The organism is Roseomonas sp. SRI_022 (assembly GCF_057586215.1).
The window spans coordinates 18,016-34,268 of record NZ_JBYCZL010000014.1; the positions used below are offsets into that span (position 1 = coordinate 18,016).

At 68.6% G+C, this 16,253-nt stretch carries 13 protein-coding genes; 2 read left to right on the forward strand and 11 right to left on the reverse strand.

Annotated features, from left to right (window positions below; translation table 11 throughout):
- The first annotated feature begins 2 nt into the window (after positions 1–2).
- Together AC2YHJ_RS15320 and aspT are read left to right on the forward strand one after the other, a co-directional pair.
- Positions 3–1,703 carry an aspartate:alanine exchanger family transporter gene (locus tag AC2YHJ_RS15320; RefSeq protein ID WP_487396948.1) on the forward strand — a complete coding sequence of 567 codons (1,701 nt, stop codon included), beginning with the start codon at positions 3–5 and terminating at the stop codon, positions 1,701–1,703.
- Positions 1,704–1,730: 27 nt separating this feature from the next.
- Positions 1,731–3,422 (forward strand): aspartate-alanine antiporter, encoded by a 1,692-nt coding sequence (gene aspT / locus AC2YHJ_RS15325; RefSeq protein ID WP_487396949.1) that lies wholly within the window; start codon positions 1,731–1,733, stop codon positions 3,420–3,422.
- A gap of 228 nt (positions 3,423–3,650) precedes the next feature.
- On the opposite strand, the gene AC2YHJ_RS15330 is transcribed toward aspT, so the two are convergent.
- The 11 genes from AC2YHJ_RS15330 to AC2YHJ_RS15380 form a co-directional block, all read right to left on the reverse strand.
- Entirely contained in the window at positions 3,651–4,421 is a 771-nt protein-coding gene (locus tag AC2YHJ_RS15330) for an SDR family NAD(P)-dependent oxidoreductase (RefSeq protein ID WP_487396950.1), read from the reverse strand.
- Between the two features lie 279 nt (positions 4,422–4,700).
- Complete coding sequence (locus AC2YHJ_RS15335) at positions 4,701–5,657, reverse strand: D-2-hydroxyacid dehydrogenase (protein ID WP_487396951.1); 957 nt, start codon at positions 5,655–5,657, stop codon at positions 4,701–4,703.
- Positions 5,658–5,716: 59 nt separating this feature from the next.
- On the reverse strand, positions 5,717–6,433 hold the full coding sequence (locus tag AC2YHJ_RS15340) for a Crp/Fnr family transcriptional regulator (protein ID WP_487396952.1): 717 nt from the start codon (positions 6,431–6,433) through the stop codon (positions 5,717–5,719).
- A 358-nt stretch (positions 6,434–6,791) separates the two neighbouring features.
- The gene (locus AC2YHJ_RS15345; RefSeq protein ID WP_487396953.1) at positions 6,792–8,927 is read right to left on the reverse strand and encodes an acetate--CoA ligase family protein; all 2,136 of its coding nucleotides are present in this window, start codon (positions 8,925–8,927) and stop codon (positions 6,792–6,794) included.
- 76 nt (positions 8,928–9,003) lie between these two features.
- A complete protein-coding gene (locus AC2YHJ_RS15350; RefSeq protein WP_487396954.1) occupies positions 9,004–9,471 on the reverse strand; it encodes a CYTH domain-containing protein in 468 nt (155 codons plus the stop codon).
- Positions 9,472–9,499: 28 nt separating this feature from the next.
- On the reverse strand, positions 9,500–10,702 hold the full coding sequence (locus AC2YHJ_RS15355) for a pyridoxal-phosphate-dependent aminotransferase family protein (protein ID WP_487396955.1): 1,203 nt from the start codon (positions 10,700–10,702) through the stop codon (positions 9,500–9,502).
- A gap of 29 nt (positions 10,703–10,731) precedes the next feature.
- Complete coding sequence (locus AC2YHJ_RS15360) at positions 10,732–11,910, reverse strand: vWA domain-containing protein (protein WP_487396956.1); 1,179 nt, start codon at positions 11,908–11,910, stop codon at positions 10,732–10,734.
- A 4-nt stretch (positions 11,911–11,914) separates the two neighbouring features.
- Positions 11,915–12,763, reverse strand: coding sequence for an AAA family ATPase (locus AC2YHJ_RS15365; RefSeq protein ID WP_487396957.1), 849 nt, complete (start codon positions 12,761–12,763; stop codon positions 11,915–11,917).
- A 49-nt stretch (positions 12,764–12,812) separates the two neighbouring features.
- The gene (locus AC2YHJ_RS15370; RefSeq protein WP_487396958.1) at positions 12,813–13,313 is read right to left on the reverse strand and encodes a CinA family protein; all 501 of its coding nucleotides are present in this window, start codon (positions 13,311–13,313) and stop codon (positions 12,813–12,815) included.
- Positions 13,314–13,327: 14 nt separating this feature from the next.
- Positions 13,328–14,527, reverse strand: coding sequence for an MFS transporter (locus AC2YHJ_RS15375; RefSeq protein WP_487396959.1), 1,200 nt, complete (start codon positions 14,525–14,527; stop codon positions 13,328–13,330).
- 220 nt (positions 14,528–14,747) lie between these two features.
- Entirely contained in the window at positions 14,748–16,184 is a 1,437-nt protein-coding gene (locus AC2YHJ_RS15380) for an NAD-dependent succinate-semialdehyde dehydrogenase (protein ID WP_487396960.1), read from the reverse strand.
- Positions 16,185–16,253 lie beyond the last annotated feature (69 nt).

Consider the following 16,253-nt stretch of genomic DNA (forward strand, 5'->3'; position numbering starts at 1 on the left):
ACATGGCCGCCTTCTTCCACTGGCTTGCCGCCAATCCCTACATCCTCCTTTTCTTCACGGTCGGGCTCGCGGTCTGGTTGGGCCGGCAGACCATCGCCGGCTACGGCCTCGGCATGGTGGCTTCGGCCATCATCATTGGCTGCGGCCTGTCCGTCTGGGCCTCAGCCTATGGCGAGAAGCTCGAGCTCAACAATTTCACCCGGCTGCTGTTCTACTACCTGTTCATGTACGGGGTTGGGCTGCGGGTCGGCCCGTCCTTCGTCAACAGCCTGGGCGGGGACGGCATCAAGTTTACCTTCCTCGCCTTCGTTTCCTGCTTGCTCGGCTTGGCACTTGTGGTGTTGGGCGCGAAGATGTTCGACCTGCCGCCGGGTGCGGCGGGCGGCATGCTCGCGGGGTCGCAAACCATGTCGGCGGCGATTGGCTCGGCCGAACAGGCTGTGCTGGCCGGCGCCGTCACGCTGCCGCCCGGAACCTCGCCGGAACAGGTCAGCGCCATGATCGCGCTGTCCTACGGCATCACCTACATCTGGGGCACGGTCGGCATCATCCTGATCACCAAGTACCTGCCGACTTGGTGGGGTATCGATGCGCGCGCCGCCGCGCAGGCCTACGAGAAGGAGCACGGCGTCGCCTCCGGCGATGCGCCGGCGATGTCGGGCTGGACGACGGGCGGGCTGCGCGCCTACCGACTTGAGAACGATGCCTGGGTCGGTCGCACCATGCGCGACATACTGCGGGAGCACCCCGAGTATCGCGTCGTGAACCTGGTGCGCGACGGCGCGGCGCTGGGCGCGAACGAGGACGAACCGCTGCGCCTCGGCGACGTGATCGCGCTCGGCGGGCGGCGGGAGGCCATGACGGAGAAGATGGGCCTGATTGGCCCGGAAGTCTCCGATCGCGTCGCGCTCGACCTGCCGCTCGACCGTGCCGAGATCCTCGTCACCAATGGCGCCATTCTCAAGCAGACGCGCGAGGAATGGCGCGCCCTGCCGGGCGTGGACCAAATCCAGGTGGTTGGGCTGGAGCGCAGTGGCGCACCGATCCCGATCGGCAAGGACACGAAGCTCCAGCGCATGGACATCGTGACGGTGGTGGGGCTGAAATCCGCCGTGAGCAAGGTGGGCGAGGCCTTCGGCCGGGTCGTTCGCCCTTCGACTGCGACGGACCTGCTGACGCTGTCACTCGGCATGATCCTCGGCTTCCTGATCGGGCAGATCGAGTTCCCCGCCTTCGGCGCCAAGGTCGGGCTCGGCAATGCGGGTGGGCTGCTGGTCTCCGGCGTGATCGTCTCCTCCGTCGCTTCGCGGCTCCGCTTCTTCGGCAATACGCCGGCAGCCGCACGCAACGTGCTGGAGGATCTCGGCCTCGTGGTCTTCGTCGCCATCGTCGGCATCAACGCCGGAAACTCGTTGCTCGCACAGCTCACGGGCGTCTTGGCGCTCAAGATCTTCGTGATCGGCTTCGTGGCGTGCAGCATCCCGCCGGTCATCGTCTGGATGATCGGGCTCTATGTGTTCAAGTTCAATCCGGCGATCCTCATGGGTGGCGTCGCGGGGGCGCGGAGCCACTCGGGCCCCTGCCGCGAGGCGGCCGTCGAGATCCAGTCCAACGTGCCGTGGATCGGCTTCCCGGTGGCTTACGCCGTCTCCGGGGTGTTGCTGACGGTCTTCGGTTACTTCGCGATGGTTCTCGCCCAGTAGCACACAAGAACCAGAAGGGGGACAGGGATGGTTTGGTTCGAGGAGTTCCTTGTTAAGTATCCGGAGCTCGCGCTGTTCCTGTCCATCGCTATCGGCTACTTGATCGGCCGGCTGAAGTTCGGCGGCTTCAGCCTCGGGCCGGTAACCGGATCGCTTTTCGCCGGCATCCTGATCGGGCAGTTCGCCCATGTGCCGGTCTCGGGAATGGCGAAGTCCTTTCTCTTCCTGCTGTTCCTGTTCGGCATCGGCTATTCGGTCGGGCCGCAGTTCATGCAGGCGCTCAAGCGGGACGGGCTGAAGCCGGTGCTGCTCGCCATCGTCTGCTCCATCACGGGGCTGCTGACGGCGATCGCGGTGGCGAAGTTCCTCGGCCTCGACCCCGGCTTCGCGGCGGGCCTCGTCTCCGGCGCGCTGACCGAGAGCCCGGCCATGGGCACGGCGACGGAAGCGATCAACGCCCTGCCCATACCGATCGAGGATCGGGCCCGCTTCGTCGCCCACATCGCGGTGGCAGACGCCGTCTGCTACATCTTCGGCGCCGCCGGGCTGATCATCTTCCTCAGTGTCGTCGCGCCGAAGCTGCTGGGCGTCGATCTGAAGGCGGAGGCGCTGAAGCTTGAGCAGCAGCTCGGCATTACGCGCACGCCGCCGGGTGTCTTTTCCGGCTATCGCCGCTTTGAGTTGCGCGCCTATCGCCTGGCCGCCGGCGCTCCTTCGGCGGGCCTGACCATCGCTGACGCGGAGGCGCGGCTTGCGCAGCATCGCCTTTTCGTCCAGCGCGTCCGTCGCGACGGGGAACTGTTGGAGCCGCGTCCAGACCTCGTGCTGGCCGCCGGGGACCTGCTTGCCATCTCCGGCCGGCGCGAATTGCTGGTCAACCTTGTCGGCCAGCATGCCGAGGAGGTGGAGGACCGCGAGCTCCTCGATATCCCGGTCGCTGCCCTCGACGTGCTGCTGACCAGCCGGGAGCTGGTCGGCATGGCGATCGCGGACACCGCCGGCAGCGAGGGCGCACGCAGCGTCTATCTCCGAGGCGTCCGGCGTGGCGATCAGGAACTGCCGCTGTCGCCGGAGCTGATTCTCGAACGCGGCGACGTGCTCAGCGTTGTCGGTCCGGAACCGGCGGTAGCGCGGGCGGTTGAGCGCATCGGCCCAGTCGTGCGGCCTGTTGCTGAGACGGATTTCGTGACCCTCGGCCTCGCGATCTTCCTTGGTGGCTTGGCCGGGGTGCTGATCGCGGTGCCGATCGGTGGGATCAGGATCTCGCTCAGCACCAGTGTCGGCACGCTGCTGGCGGGGTTGCTGGTCGGACACCTGCGCACGCGGTATCCGCTGTTCGGCCGCATTCCAGATGGCGCGATTTCCCTGATGACGGCACTGGGGCTCGCCGCCTTCGTGGCGATGACGGGGTTGCACGCCGGGCCGATCTTCCTTTCAGCGCTCGCCGAGGCGGGCATCGGGTTGTTCTTCGGCGGCGTGGTGGTGACCCTGATGCCGATGATCGTAGGACTCTACTTTGGGCGCTACGTGCTGAAGATGAACCCCATCCTGCTGCTTGGCGGGCTCGCCGGCGCGCAGACCATGACGGCGGCGATGGCGGCGGTGCAGGAGCGTTCGGGCAGTCCCGTCGCCGTGCTGGGCTACACCCCAGCGGTGCCGATCGGGCACATCCTGCTCACGACCTGGGGGACCATCATTGTCGGGGTAATCGCGTCATGAAGGGAGCGGCATGGTGCCGAGTGCGCGAAGCGTGCGGGCCGCAGCCGTGAAGCGCGTGACCCCGTGGCGCACACCCCCCTCCCGGTAGGAGGCTGCGCGCTCAAGGCCGCGACCAGGAACCTCGATGGGAGATTTCAGTATAGAGGTGCACCGGCCCGCCGGACCTCCCCACCAAAGGCCAGGAGGCCTTCGGAATGCCGGTACCTGTGTTGGGCGCGGCGGGCGGTTTCAGAACAGCGAGTAGCCACCGTCCAGGACGAGGCAGTCGCCGCTGTGGTAGGCGGCGGCGTCGCTGGCCAGATAGACGGCGATGCCGCCGAAATCCGCGCCGGTGCCCCAGCGTCGCGCGGGAATGCGGGGCAGCACGGCGGCGGCGAATTTCTCGTCGCCCACGCTGCGCGCGGTCATCGCGGTCTCGATCCAGCCGGGCAGCACCGCATTGGCGCGGATGCCATGCCGCGCCAGTTCCACCGCCAGAGCGCGGATCACCGCCACCATCGCGCCCTTGGTCGCGGCATATTGCGCGTTGCGCGCGGCACCTTCGATCGCCGCCAGCGAGGCCGTGCCCACCAGCGACCCGCCGCCGCCGCGTTCGACCATGTGCCGCGCCGCTGTGCGCAGCGTGTAGAAGGCGCCATCGAGGTTCACCCGCGTCACGCGATGCCATTCCTCGCTGTCGAGGTCGGTGAACTTCATCTTGCGGCCATAGGTGCCAGCATTGGCGAAGCAGGCATCGACACGGCCGAGCGCGGCGAGCGTGCCGGCGAAGGCCGCATCCACCGCAGCCTCGTCGCCGACATCGCAGGTCTCGGCATGGACGCGGACGCCGGTCGCCGAAAGCGCCGTCTTGGCCTCGGCATTCTTCGCTGCGTTGGTGCCCCAGATCGCGACATCCGCGCCGGCTTCCGCGAGGGCGCGGGCCATGCCCAGCCCAATGCCTGAATTGCCCCCGGTAACGAGGGCGACCTTTCCGGTCAGATCGAAGGGCTTGTAGGGCATGGTGGATCCTTGGTGAGGCTTAAAGGCACTTTTAGCACTTTAAGATTTTAGCACTTTATTCCGCATCAACATGTCGGTTTTGGACAAATTCCCAGATCGCCACGACGGCTTCCCATACCGCCCCGACTGTCGCGCCTAGCGCCAATTCCCCGCATTCCAAAGGCCCGCTGGCCTTTGGTGGGGTGGCTTGGAGGGGCAAAGCCCCTCCAACTGGGCGCAATGCAGCATATTGATAATTTTCCTATATCCTGCCCATGCCGCCGCGTCCAGCGAAACCGGTCAGTACCCCGCTTCCCGGTCCACCAACTGCGTCAGCGGCGCGCCTTCGACGAAGCGGTGCAGGTTCTCCACCAGCAGCGCCGCCACCATGGAATCGCGTTCCGGGTGCAGCCCGCCGATATGCGGCAGCACCATGATCTTCTCCTCGCCCCAGAAGGGGTGCTCGGCCGGCAGGGGTTCGGTGCGGAACACGTCCAGCACGGCACCGGCGATGGTCCCCGCCTGCACCGCGGCGACCAGGTCGTCATCCTTGATCAACGCGCCGCGGCCGAAGTTCAGCAGCCAGGCGGTCTTCTTCATCTTCGCGAGCCGCGCCGCGTCGATGAAGTTCTCGGTCGCGGGAGTGGCGGGCAGCAGCAGCACGACGAAGTCGCTTGCAGCCAGCACGTCATCCGTCGCCTCAGGGCGATAGACGCGATCGACATGCGGCACGTCGGTGGTGCCGCGGCGGGTACCGATGACGCGCATTTCCAGCGCCGCGGCCTTGCGGGCGAGCTCCCCGCCGATCGCGCCGAGACCGAGGATGCCGAGCGTCTTGCCGGCCAGCGTCGAGGAGACGCGCCGCGTCCAGCGCTTCGCTTCATTGTCGCCGGTGATGGCGGCGTAGGGCTTGGTGATGTGGAACAGCGCGCCGAGGATGTTCTCGGGCATCTGCACCCGGTGCGTGCCGCGCGCGCAGGACAAGGCGAGGTCGGGCTTGAGGTCCGGGCGGGACAGCCAGTGCTCGACGCCGGCGGTCAGCGCCTGCACGAAGCGCAGCTTCGGCATGCGGGTCAGCATGCCGGGCGGCGGCCCCCAGGACAGCAACGCCTCGGCTTCGGCAAGCTGCGCGTCGGTGGGGGTGGCGGCGCGGGGCAGTGTCTCGACACGAAGCTGGCCGGACAAGCCGGCGGCGGCGACCGCGGCCTCATAGGGGCCGGCGCCGTCGGTCCACAGCAGCAGCAAGGGCTTGGTCATCTGGCGCGTCTCTCCGGGTTCTGCCGCGAGCCTGCGGCAGTGGCGGCGGCGCGTCCAGATCAGGCGGCGGGGGCGCGCAGCTCCGCGGCGACGGCTTCCTGCATCTCCGCCACGCGCAGGATGCGGATGGCGCGGCGATCCCGCGCCAGCCAGCCTTCCCGCGTCATGTCCGACAATTCGCGCGAAACGACCTCACGCCGTGCGCCGATGCGAGCCGCGAGTTCGTGATGCGGCGGTGGCGGGGAGACGACGCGTTCCGTCGGCGCGCCAGTGCGCGGGCGGGACAGGCGCAGCAATTCGGAGAACAGGCGCAGCCGCACCGGCAGGGCTTCGCGTTCCAGCGTGCGTTCGGTCTGCAGCCGCAGCTTGGCGGTCAGCGTCTTCAGCAGGCCGTGGCAGGCGACCGGATTGGCGAAGATGAAGTCGAGGAAGGTCTTGGCCGGGATGATGCACAGGCGGGACCGCGACACCGCCGTGACATTGGCCGCGCGCGGCGCGCCGTCGATCGCCGACAGCTCGCCGAAGAACTCACCGGCGCCGAATTCGTTCAGCAGCACCTCGCGGCCGGACGCTGCGCGCAGCTGCACGCGCACCGCGCCGGCGGCGACGAAGAAGATGTCGGTGGACGGTTCATCGTCATCGACCACGACCTGGCCGGGTTCGACCGTGCGCCAGCGCGCGTTGGCGGCAACCTTGGCGAGGCTGGCCGCGTCGGCGCCGCGGAAGAAGGGCAGGTCGGTCAGGCTGGGGGCGGCGGCGCGGGGCGGTTCAGTCACGGCGGGATGCAACCACACGAGATGCGGTAGGACAGGGTCCCGGAATGCGCCCATGGTCAACCTCCGCCCTGGCACCGCCGTGGCGCCGACGGTGGGAGACTGCGGCGTTCGCGCCGCGGGCGGGAGTGATACGGATCACGCCGCGCGGATCATCGCCGAGGCGTGAACGCGGCCCGGGACCCCGGGGGGTCTGGCGCGGCGTCGCGGTGTCCTCGGCCATCAGCGTGCCCCTTTTCGGTTGTCCAGGCGGCCCATTGTGCCACCTCGGCGGCGCTTCGTGAATTCGCCTTCACGCAGATTATAGCAAACCCTGCGCCAGATTGGGGGGAGGAGGCGCAAGGCCCCTCCCCCCGGCCGTTCAGGCCTTCACGATCAGCGCATCCACCGCCACGGCGTCGGATCCGGCGACGATGATCGGGTTCACGTCCAGTTCCGCGACCCGGTCGCGCTGGTCGGCGATGAACTCCGACAGGCGGGTGACGATGTCCGCCAGCCGGTCGAGATCGGCCGCCGGCGCGCCACGGAAGCCTTCCAGCGCCGCCCGGCCACGCAGGCGTTCGAACATGGTGCGGGCCTCGCTGTGGGACACCGGGGCCAGGGCCAGGGAGGAATCGCGCATCAGCTCGACCAGCACGCCGCCCAGGCCGGCGACGATCAGCGGGCCCATCAGCGGATCGACGCGGCCGCCGACCATCACCTCGACCCCCGGCTTGGCCATGGGCTGCACCAGCACGCCGTTGATGCGGGCGTTCGGCGCGTGGTGGCGGGCATTGGCCATGACGGCGCGATAGGCGTCGCGGACCTCGGCGGCGTCCTTCAGCTTCAGGCGGATCACGCCCGCCTCGGTCTTGTGCGGCAGGTCGGGGCTTTCGACCTTCATCGCCACCGGGAAGCCGAGGGATTGCGCGGCGGCGACGGCTTCCTCCTCGGTCTGGGTCAGCTTCTCCGGCACCACCGGCACGCCATAGGCGGCGAGCACGGCCTTGGCCTCGCGTTCGGTCAGCGTGCGGTCCTGGGACGCGGCGATCAGCGCGGCCGCCTCGGCGGCGGCTTCCGGGCGCGACAGGCGGGTCAGCCGACGCGGGCCAAGCGCGCGGCGGGCTTCGCGGTCATGCCAGTGCGACAGGGCCGCGAAGCAGCGGTCCATCGACCGGAACAGGCCGATGCACGGGTTCTGCTCGGCTTCCTTGGACCCGAAGCCTTCCAGCCATTCGGTGGTCCAGACGACGCAGATCGGCTTGTCGTGCTGCGCGGCGATGGCGGCGAGTTCGCCGGGGCGCTTGGCGGAAAGTTCCGTCGAGTAGATCTGCGCGTAGATCAGCGCGCCGTAGTGGTCCTCCCCCAGCATGGCGGAGGCGCAGGCGGTCAGGCTTTCCGGGTCGTTGGCGACCTGGGCGGTGACGTCGCAGGGGTTCCGGGCGGAACCGAAATCCGGGATGCGCGATTCCAGGATGGCCTGCACCGGCGGCGTCGGCTGCGGCAGCGGGACGTGGTGCGCTTCCGCCTTGTCGGCCGACATGATCGCCGCACCGCCGGACACGGCGACGACGGCGACGCCGCGGGCGCGCGGTGCCGGAGCCTTGGCGAGGAAGGCGGCGGTTTCCACCAGTGCCTCGAAATCCTTCACCACCACCGCGCCGGCGCGTTCGAAGGCGGCGAGATAGGCCGCCTGCTCGCCGGCCAGCGAGCCGGTGTGGGACATCGCGGCGGCGGCACCCGCCTCACCCGTGCCGAGCTTGAAGACGACCAGCGGCTTGTTGGCGGCATCGGCGATCTCGGCCGCCTGGATGAAGCGCATCGGGTCGGGCATGCCCTCGAAGACGCAGGCGATGGCGCTGCAACTCGGGTCATCCGCGAGGAAGGAGACGCAATCCGCCACATCGACGTCCGACGAATTGCCGGTGGTCAGCAGGTGGCTGACCGAGACGCCGCGCATCACCGATTGCGCCAGTGAGAAGCCGAGCGCGCCGGACTGGCTGACCAGGCCCACCGCATGCGGCAGCGGCTGTTCCATCGGCGGGGGGATCATGAAGGTGACGCCGGCCTTGGAGCCGAAATTCAGCATGCCGATGCAGTTCGGCCCGACGATGCGCATGCCCGCATCGCGCCCGATCTGCGCGAGGCGCTGCTGCGCGGCGATGTCGGCGTCCCGCCCGGTCTCGGAATAGCCCGAGGCGTAGATCATAATGCCGCCGACGCCGGCCTTGGCGCATTCGGTCGCGATCTCCTCCACCGCATCCTTGGCGACGACGAGGATGCAGCAATCCGGCACCTCCGGCAGCGCGCCGACGGAGGGGTAGCAGCGCTGGTCGCCGATCGTCTCGTAGCGGGAGTTCACCAGGTAGAGCCGGCCGGTATAGTTCTTCAGCGCCTGCACGGTGCGGTCGGCGAAGGAACCGGCCCGGGGGCTGGCGCCGATCACGGCGATCGAGGCTGGATCGAACAGGCGGCCCATATCACCGTGGCGATAGACGGCGCGGGTCGTGGAACTCATGCGGTCGCTTCCCCTGGCTCTTGCTTCCGGCATGTCTGGGCCGGCGGGCGAAGCCTAAGGGGCGATGCGCGACCCGTCACCCCCGTGGCGGCGCATCGGCGGAGGCGAGCACGGCGTTGGCATAGCGGTCGTCGCCGGTGATCTCCCGCCCGGCCCAGGGCGGCAGTGGCAGGGAGTGGTCGGCGGTGGGCAATTCGACCTCGGCGATGACCAGGCCGGCGAGCGGGCCTTCGAAGACATCGACCTCCCAGACCAGGCCGGCATGCGGCACGTCATGGCGCGTCTTGGCGATGCGCCGGCCGGCGCAGAGCGCATCGAGCATCGCCGCCGCGTCCGCCCGCGGGACGTCGTATTCGAATTCGGGGCGCACCAGGCCGCCCGGCCCCTTGATGGTGAGGCGCGCGCGCTCATCGGACAGCCGCAGGCGGACAGCCACGCCATCCTCCCGCGCCAGGTAGCCCTGCAGCAGGTGGCGCGACCGCGTCACCGCGGCGCGCCAAGCACCCCCTTCCACCAGGAAGCGGCGTTCGATCTCGAGTCCCATGCCGGCCCCGCGCTGTTGCGGGGCGGTGCTACCCGGCCCGGGCGGCTTCGGCCAGATACTCGATGGCGGCGTTCACCCCGCCCGGCGTGTGGGGCACGCCGGCGACGCGCAGCGATGTCTCCACCGTGGCGAGCGTGCCGAGGATCATTGGCTCGTTCAAATCCCCGAGATGCCCGATGCGGAACACCTTGCCTCCGAGGCGCGACAGCCCGCCGCCGAGCGAGACGTTGAAGGTGTTGAGCGCGATCTTGCGCACCGCTTCCGCGTCATGGCCTTCGGGCATCAGCACGGCGGTGACGGAGTTGGAGAAGCGGTCCGGGCTTTCGCAGAACAGCGACGGGCCGTTGTTGCCGGACCAGTGGCGGACGCAGCGGCGCACGGCTTCGGCGAGGCGCGCATGGCGGGCGAAGACGGCGTCGAGGCCTTCTTCCTCCAGCAGGCGGATCGATTCCTGCAACCCGTAGAACAGCGAGGTCGGCACCGTCCCGATGAACGACTTGTGCCGCCGCGTCAGCATGTTGGTCCAGTTGAGGTAGGATTTCGGCAGCCGCGACGCCTTGTGCGCCGCCATGCCCTTGGGCGAGACGCCGGTGAAGGACATGCCGGTAGGCAGCATCAGCCCCTTCTGGCTGCCGCCGACCGCGACATCCACGCCCCATTCATCCATGCGGAAGTCGACCGAGCCGAGCGACGAGATGGTGTCCACCAGCAGCAGCGCCGGATGGCCTGTGGCGTCGAGTGCGGCGCGCGTCTCGGCGATGGACAGCTCCATGCCGGTCGCCGTCTCGTTCTGCACGGCGCAGATCGCCTTGATGGCGTGGGCGGTGTCGGCGGCGAGCATCGCGCGCAGGGCGGCGAAGTCGGCACCACGGCGCCAATCGGCGGCCAGCGTGCGGATCTCGAGCCCGAAATCCTGCGCCATCTTGCCCCAGGATTCCGAGAAGTGGCCGGTCTCGATCACCAGCAGCGCGTCGCCGGGCGAGAACAGGTTGACCAGCGCCGCTTCCCAGGCCGCATGGCCTGACCCGGTGTAGAGGAAGATCTCGTGCTGCGTCTTGAGGATGCGCTTCAGCCCGGCGACGCAGCCGTCATAGACGGTGAGGAAGGCCGGGTCGTTGAAGTCGATGCTGACATGCGCGACGGCCTTCAGGATCGAGTCCGGGATGTTGGTCGGACCCGGATTGGCAAAGAACTGGCGGCCGCGCGGGATGCGGGCGGTGGTGGTGGACATCGTTGGTCGTTTCCTCCGTGTGGCGCGCTTCAACGCGCAAGTTCGCGCGCCATTGATTCCAACCCCGCCAGCGTCAGCGGGTGCATGCGGTTCTCCATCAGGCGCTGCATGACCCCGATGGATTGCGTGTAGCGCCAATGCGACTGGTCGATCGGGTTCAGCCAGGCCGCCTTGCGGAAATGCCGCGTCAGGCGGTTCATCCAGACCTCGCCGGATTCCTCGTTCCAGTGTTCGACGGACCCGCCGGGCTGGATGATCTCGTAGGGACCCATCGTGGCGTCGCCGACGAAGACCAGGCGCCAGTCGGGGCCATAGGTGCGCAGCACTTCCATCATCGGCCGCTCCGTTTCCTTGCGGCGACGGTTGGTGCGCCAGACGCGCTCATAGGGGCAGTTGTGGAAGTACCAGAATTCCAGGTGCTTGAATTCCGACCGCGCGGCGGTGAACAGCTCCTGGCAGATGCGGATGTGGTCGTCCATCGACCCGCCGATATCCATCAGCAGCAGCACCTTCACCGCATTGTGCCGCTCCGGCACCATATGCAGGTCGAGCGATCCGCCATTCTTCGCGGTCGCGCCGATGGTCCCGGGTATGTCGAGTTCCGTCGCCGCACCCGTGCGCGCGAAGCGCCGCAGCCGACGCAGCGCGACCTTCATGTTGCGCGAGGACAGCGCCTCATCCTCATCGAGGTCCTTGAAGGTCCGCTGGTCCCACACCTTCACCGCACGGCGGTGGCGGGACTCCTCCTGCCCGATGCGCACGCCTTCGGGGTTAAAGCCATAGGCACCGAAGGGGGAGGTCCCAGCCGTGCCGATCCATTTCGACCCACCCTGGTGGCGGCCCTTCTGTTCCTCCAGCCGCTTCTTCAGCGCCTCCATCAGCGCGTCGAAGCCGCCGAGTGCTTCGATCTGCGCCATCTCCTCGGCCGTCAGCGTCTTCTCGGCGATCTTGCGCAGCCATTCGGTGGGGAGTTCGCGCGGCGTCTCGCCCTGCGGTGCTTCCAGCCCCCTGAAGATCTCACCGAAGACACGGTCGAAGCGGTCGAGGTGGCGTTCGTCCTTCACAAGCGCCGCACGGCTCAGATGGTAGAAATCATCCACGTTGAAGCCGGCCACGCCTTCCTTCATCGCGCGCAGCAGCGCCAGGTACTCCGTGATGGAGGCCGGGACGCCCGCGGCGCGCAGCGCGAGGATGAAGGGCGCGAACATCGCTCTACCCGCCGCGGCGCCGCGCCAGGAAGGCCAGGCGCTCGAACAGATGCACGTCCTGCTCGTTCTTCAGCAGCGCGCCATACAGCGGCGGGATGGCGGTCTTGGCATCCGACGACCGCAGCGCCTCGGCCGGCATGTCCTCGATGGTCAGCAGCTTCAGCCAGTCGAGCAGCTCCGACGTCGCCGGCTTCTTCTTCAACTCGTTCACCTGGCGGATGTCGAAGAAGACGTTCAGTGCCTCCCGCAACAGGTCCTGGCGGATGTTGGGATAGTGGGCGCGGACGATCATTTCCATCGTCTCGCGGTCGGGGAAACGGATGTAGTGGAAGAAGCAGCGGCGCAGGAAGGCGTCCGGCAGCTCCTTCTCGTTGTTCGAGGTGATGATGACGACGGGGCGATGCTTCGCCGCGACGGTCTTGCGCGTCTCGTACACGAAGAACTGCATGCGATCGAGTTCGAGCAGCAGGTCGTTGGGGAATTCGATGTCGGCCTTGTCGATCTCGTCGATCAGCAGCACGACGGGGGCCTCGGCCTCGAAGGCGTCCCACAGCTTGCCGCGTACGATGTAGTTGGCAATGTCGTGCACGCGCGGATCGCCGAGCTGCCCGTCGCGTAGGCGCGACACGGCGTCGTATTCGTAGAGGCCCTGCTGCGCCTTCGTCGTGGACTTGATGTGCCATTCGATCAGCGGATAGCCGAGCGCCTTGGCGATCTCATGCGCCAGTACGGTCTTGCCGGTGCCGGGTTCGCCCTTCACCAGCAGCGGACGCTGCAACGCGACCGAGGCATTGACCGCCACTTCCAGCTCACGCGACGCAACGTAGTTTTCCGTGCCCTTGAACTGCGCCACGGTTCATCCCCTGCCTGGTTCGCCCGTCAGGGTCGGGCGGAAGTGCGGATCATGCAAGGCCTTGCCCGTCAGCAAGGGCCTCGCCCGCCAGGCGGAACAGGGCGGCGGCGAAGGCGCGCATATTCGCCTCCCGGTCCGAGGCCCCGGTTTCCAGCGTGATGACGCGTTCGAGGCCGGGGCCGGAAATGGCCAGGCACGAATGCCCCGCCGCATCGCCATAGCGGTTACCGGTGGGCCCAGCCGCGCCGGTCTCGGCGAAACCCCAATCGGCACCGAGCCGCGCGCGGACCGTACGCGCCAGCAGCAGCGCATAGGGTTCGGAGGAGGACCGCATCCCTTCCATGTCGGCATCCGTGATGCCGAGGAGCCCGCTCCGCGCCGCCTTGGTGTAGGTCACCGCCCCGCCGAGGAAATAGGCCGAGGCCCCCGGCACGGCGAGCAGCGCGGCCGAGATCAGCCCGGCCGCCGAGCTCTCCGCCACCGCCACCGTCTCGCCGCGCGCCTTGAGCCTTGCGCCGACTTCGCGCGCCGCGGGCAGGAGTGTGTCCATCGATCGTCCCTCCGTCAGATGTGCCGCCACCATCGCCGCGTCAGGGCCAGCACCGCCAGCCCCGTGACGCCCATGATGGATACCGCCGCCGGCGCGCCGACCGCTTCCGCCAGCCCGCCGAGCATCAGGAAGCCGACCGGCCCCAGCCCGATGCAGACCGACAGCAGGCCGAGAACGCGGCTGCGCAGCGCATCCGGCGTCGCGAGGAAGATGAGCGTCGGCTGCATGATGGCGAAGCCCGCCCCGCCCACCCCGGTCAGCAGCAGCGCCGCACCCGATGGCAGCACCGTCGCCGCCAGGGCGAAGGCTGGCAGCATGGCGAAGAACAGCGCCGTGCCGCCAAGGTAGATCGCCCGGTAGTGATGCGGCTTCGCCAGCAGCGCGACGGCGATGGCACCAAGGAAGGCGCCGACCCCGTCCATGCCCGCCAGCACGCCGATGCCGCCCGGGCCGAGGGCAAGCCGGTCCTGCCCGATCACCGGGATCATGGAGGTGCAGGGCCAGCCGAACAGGTTGTAGATCAGCGTCACGAACAGCACGCCGCTCAGCCGCGGTTCCCGGCGGACCAGGGCGAGGCCCTCGGCGATGGAGGCGAGCACCGGCGGGCGCGCGGCACCCGGCGCGGGCGGACTGTGCGGCAGGCGCAGCACGGCGACCACTGCCGGCAGGTAGATCACCACGCTCAGCAAGAAGGCGCCGTCCAGCCCGAAGGCGGCGAGCAGTGCCCCGCCCAGGGTCGGGCCGAGCACGCGGCTGCCATTGCTGGTGGCGACGTCGATCGACATCGCCGTGCTCATGCGCGCTGGCCCGGCCACCTGGCCGATCATCGCCCGCCGCACCGGATTGTCCGCCGCCCAGGCGATGCCGTTCATGAAGGATGCCGCGGCGAGGTGCCACACCGCGACGGCATCGGCGATGGCGAGTGCCGCGACCACGGCCGAGGTGGCGAGTTGCGACAGCAGCGTCAGCAGCAGCGCCAGCCTGCGGTCCATCCGGTCGGCCACCGCGCCCAGGAAGGCGCCGAACAGCCCCATGGGCAACAGGCGCAGCATCGTCAGCATGGCAACGACGAAGGCGGAGTGGGTGGCGTTGTAGGCGAAGACGCCGATCGCCAGCATCTCCAGCCAGCGCACGACGAAGACGGCGACACCGGCGAGCCAGAGGCGCATGAAATCGCGGTCGCGGAAAAGACTGCGCCAGGCGGGTTCCGGCATGGGCCGCCGCGGTTCCTCCCATCGGAGAGGGCCTTTGCCCCTCTCCGAACCTCACCCCACCAAAGGCCGAAAGGCCTTTGGAAACCGTCACCTGGCGCCGGGCGCCGTGGCCCAGGCATGCGCCGTCAGTCGTGCCCGGCACCAGGTGCCGGCATTCCAAATGCCACTGGCATTTGGTGGGGGTGGTTCGGAGGGGGCGACGCCCCCTCCGAGGCCGCCTTCAGATCCCGGCCTGCGACACGAACTTCGTGTTGAGGTAGGCCTCGATCGCCTCCGACCCGCCCTCGGAGCCATAGCCGCTGTCCTTCGTGCCGCCGAAGGGCACTTCCGGCAGGGCGAGGCCGAGATGGTTGATCGTCATCATGCCGCTCTCGACCCGCGCCGCGACGGCGTTCGCGGTCTTGGCCGACTTGGTGAAGGCATAGGCAGCGAGGCCGTAGGGCAGCCGGTTCGCCTCCGTCACCACCTCGTCGAGGTCCTTGAAGCGGGAGATCATGGCCATCGGGCCGAAGGGCTCCTCGTTCATCGCGCGGGCGTCCTGCGGCACGTCGGTCAGCACCGTCGGCTCGTAGAAATAGCCCTTGTTGCCGATGCGCGACCCACCGGTGTGGACCTTCGCACCCTTGGACTGCGCGTCCTGCACCAGCATCTCGACCCAGGGCACGCGGCGGTCATGGGCGAGCGGGCCCATGGTGGTGCCCTCGGCCATGCCGTCGCCGACCTTCAGCGTCTTGGTGTGGGCGACGAACTTCTCGACGAAGCCGTCATACAGCTTCTCCTGCACCAGGAAGCGCGTCGGCGACACGCAGACCTGGCCGGCATTGCGGAACTTCGCACCCGCCAGCGTCTTGGCCGCGAGGTCGAGATCCGCGTCGTCGAACACGATCGCCGGCGCATGGCCACCGAGTTCCATGGTCACGCGCTTCATGTGCTGGCCGGCGAGGCCCGCCAGCAGCTTGCCCACCGGCGTCGATCCCGTGAACGTCACCTTGCGGATCACCGGATGCGCGATGAGGTATTCGGAGATCTCGGCCGGCACGCCATAGACGAGGTTGGCGACGCCCGGCGGCAGGCCGGCATCGACGAAGGCGCGGATGAGTTCGGCCGGGGAAGCCGGGGTTTCCTCCGGCGCCTTGACGATGATGGAGCAGCCGGTGGCGACCGCGCCGCAGACCTTGCGGACCACCTGGTTGATCGGGAAGTTCCACGGCGTGAAGGCGGCGACGGGGCCGACCGGCTCCTTCACCACAAGCTGGTACACGCCTTCGGCGCGGGCGGGGATGACGCGGCCATAGGCGCGGCGGCCTTCCTCGGCGAACCAGTCAATGATGTCGGCGGCGGCGAGCACCTCCATCTTCGCTTCCGGCAGCGGCTTGCCCTGTTCGAGGGTCAGCAGCCGCGCCGTCTCATCGGCACGGGCACGGAACAGGTCGGCGGCCTTGCGCATCACCTTGTAGCGATCGAAGGCCGAGACCTTCTTCCACACCGCGAAACCCTTGTCGGCAGCGGCCAGCGCCTCATCGAGGTCGGCCTTCTCGGCATGGGCGACGGTGCCGATCACTTCCTCGGTGGCGGGGTTCACGACGTTGAGCGTCTTGCCGGAGCGCGCCGGACGCCACTCCCCGTTCACGTGCAGAAGGACGTTCGGATAGGACATGGCGATCTTTCCTCCGGGGGATTGGGGGCCGGAGACTACGCGGGGCGGCGCGCCGGGGCCAGACCACCC

Bases quoted from the DNA above. Each gene is read 5' to 3' on its own strand.
- AC2YHJ_RS15320 (WP_487396948.1), top strand. From the start codon at position 3: ATGGCCGCCTTCTTCCACTGGCTTGCCGCCAATCCCTACATCCTCCTT.
- aspT (WP_487396949.1), top strand. From the start codon at position 1,731: ATGGTTTGGTTCGAGGAGTTCCTTGTTAAGTATCCGGAGCTCGCGCTG.
- AC2YHJ_RS15330 (WP_487396950.1), bottom strand. From the start codon at position 4,421: ATGCCCTACAAGCCCTTCGATCTGACCGGAAAGGTCGCCCTCGTTACC.
- AC2YHJ_RS15335 (WP_487396951.1), bottom strand. From the start codon at position 5,657: ATGACCAAGCCCTTGCTGCTGCTGTGGACCGACGGCGCCGGCCCCTAT.
- AC2YHJ_RS15345 (WP_487396953.1), bottom strand. From the start codon at position 8,927: ATGAGTTCCACGACCCGCGCCGTCTATCGCCACGGTGATATGGGCCGC.
- AC2YHJ_RS15350 (WP_487396954.1), bottom strand. From the start codon at position 9,471: ATGGGACTCGAGATCGAACGCCGCTTCCTGGTGGAAGGGGGTGCTTGG.
- AC2YHJ_RS15355 (WP_487396955.1), bottom strand. From the start codon at position 10,702: ATGTCCACCACCACCGCCCGCATCCCGCGCGGCCGCCAGTTCTTTGCC.
- AC2YHJ_RS15360 (WP_487396956.1), bottom strand. From the start codon at position 11,910: ATGTTCGCGCCCTTCATCCTCGCGCTGCGCGCCGCGGGCGTCCCGGCC.
- AC2YHJ_RS15370 (WP_487396958.1), bottom strand. From the start codon at position 13,313: ATGGACACACTCCTGCCCGCGGCGCGCGAAGTCGGCGCAAGGCTCAAG.
- AC2YHJ_RS15375 (WP_487396959.1), bottom strand. From the start codon at position 14,527: ATGCCGGAACCCGCCTGGCGCAGTCTTTTCCGCGACCGCGATTTCATG.
- AC2YHJ_RS15380 (WP_487396960.1), bottom strand. From the start codon at position 16,184: ATGTCCTATCCGAACGTCCTTCTGCACGTGAACGGGGAGTGGCGTCCG.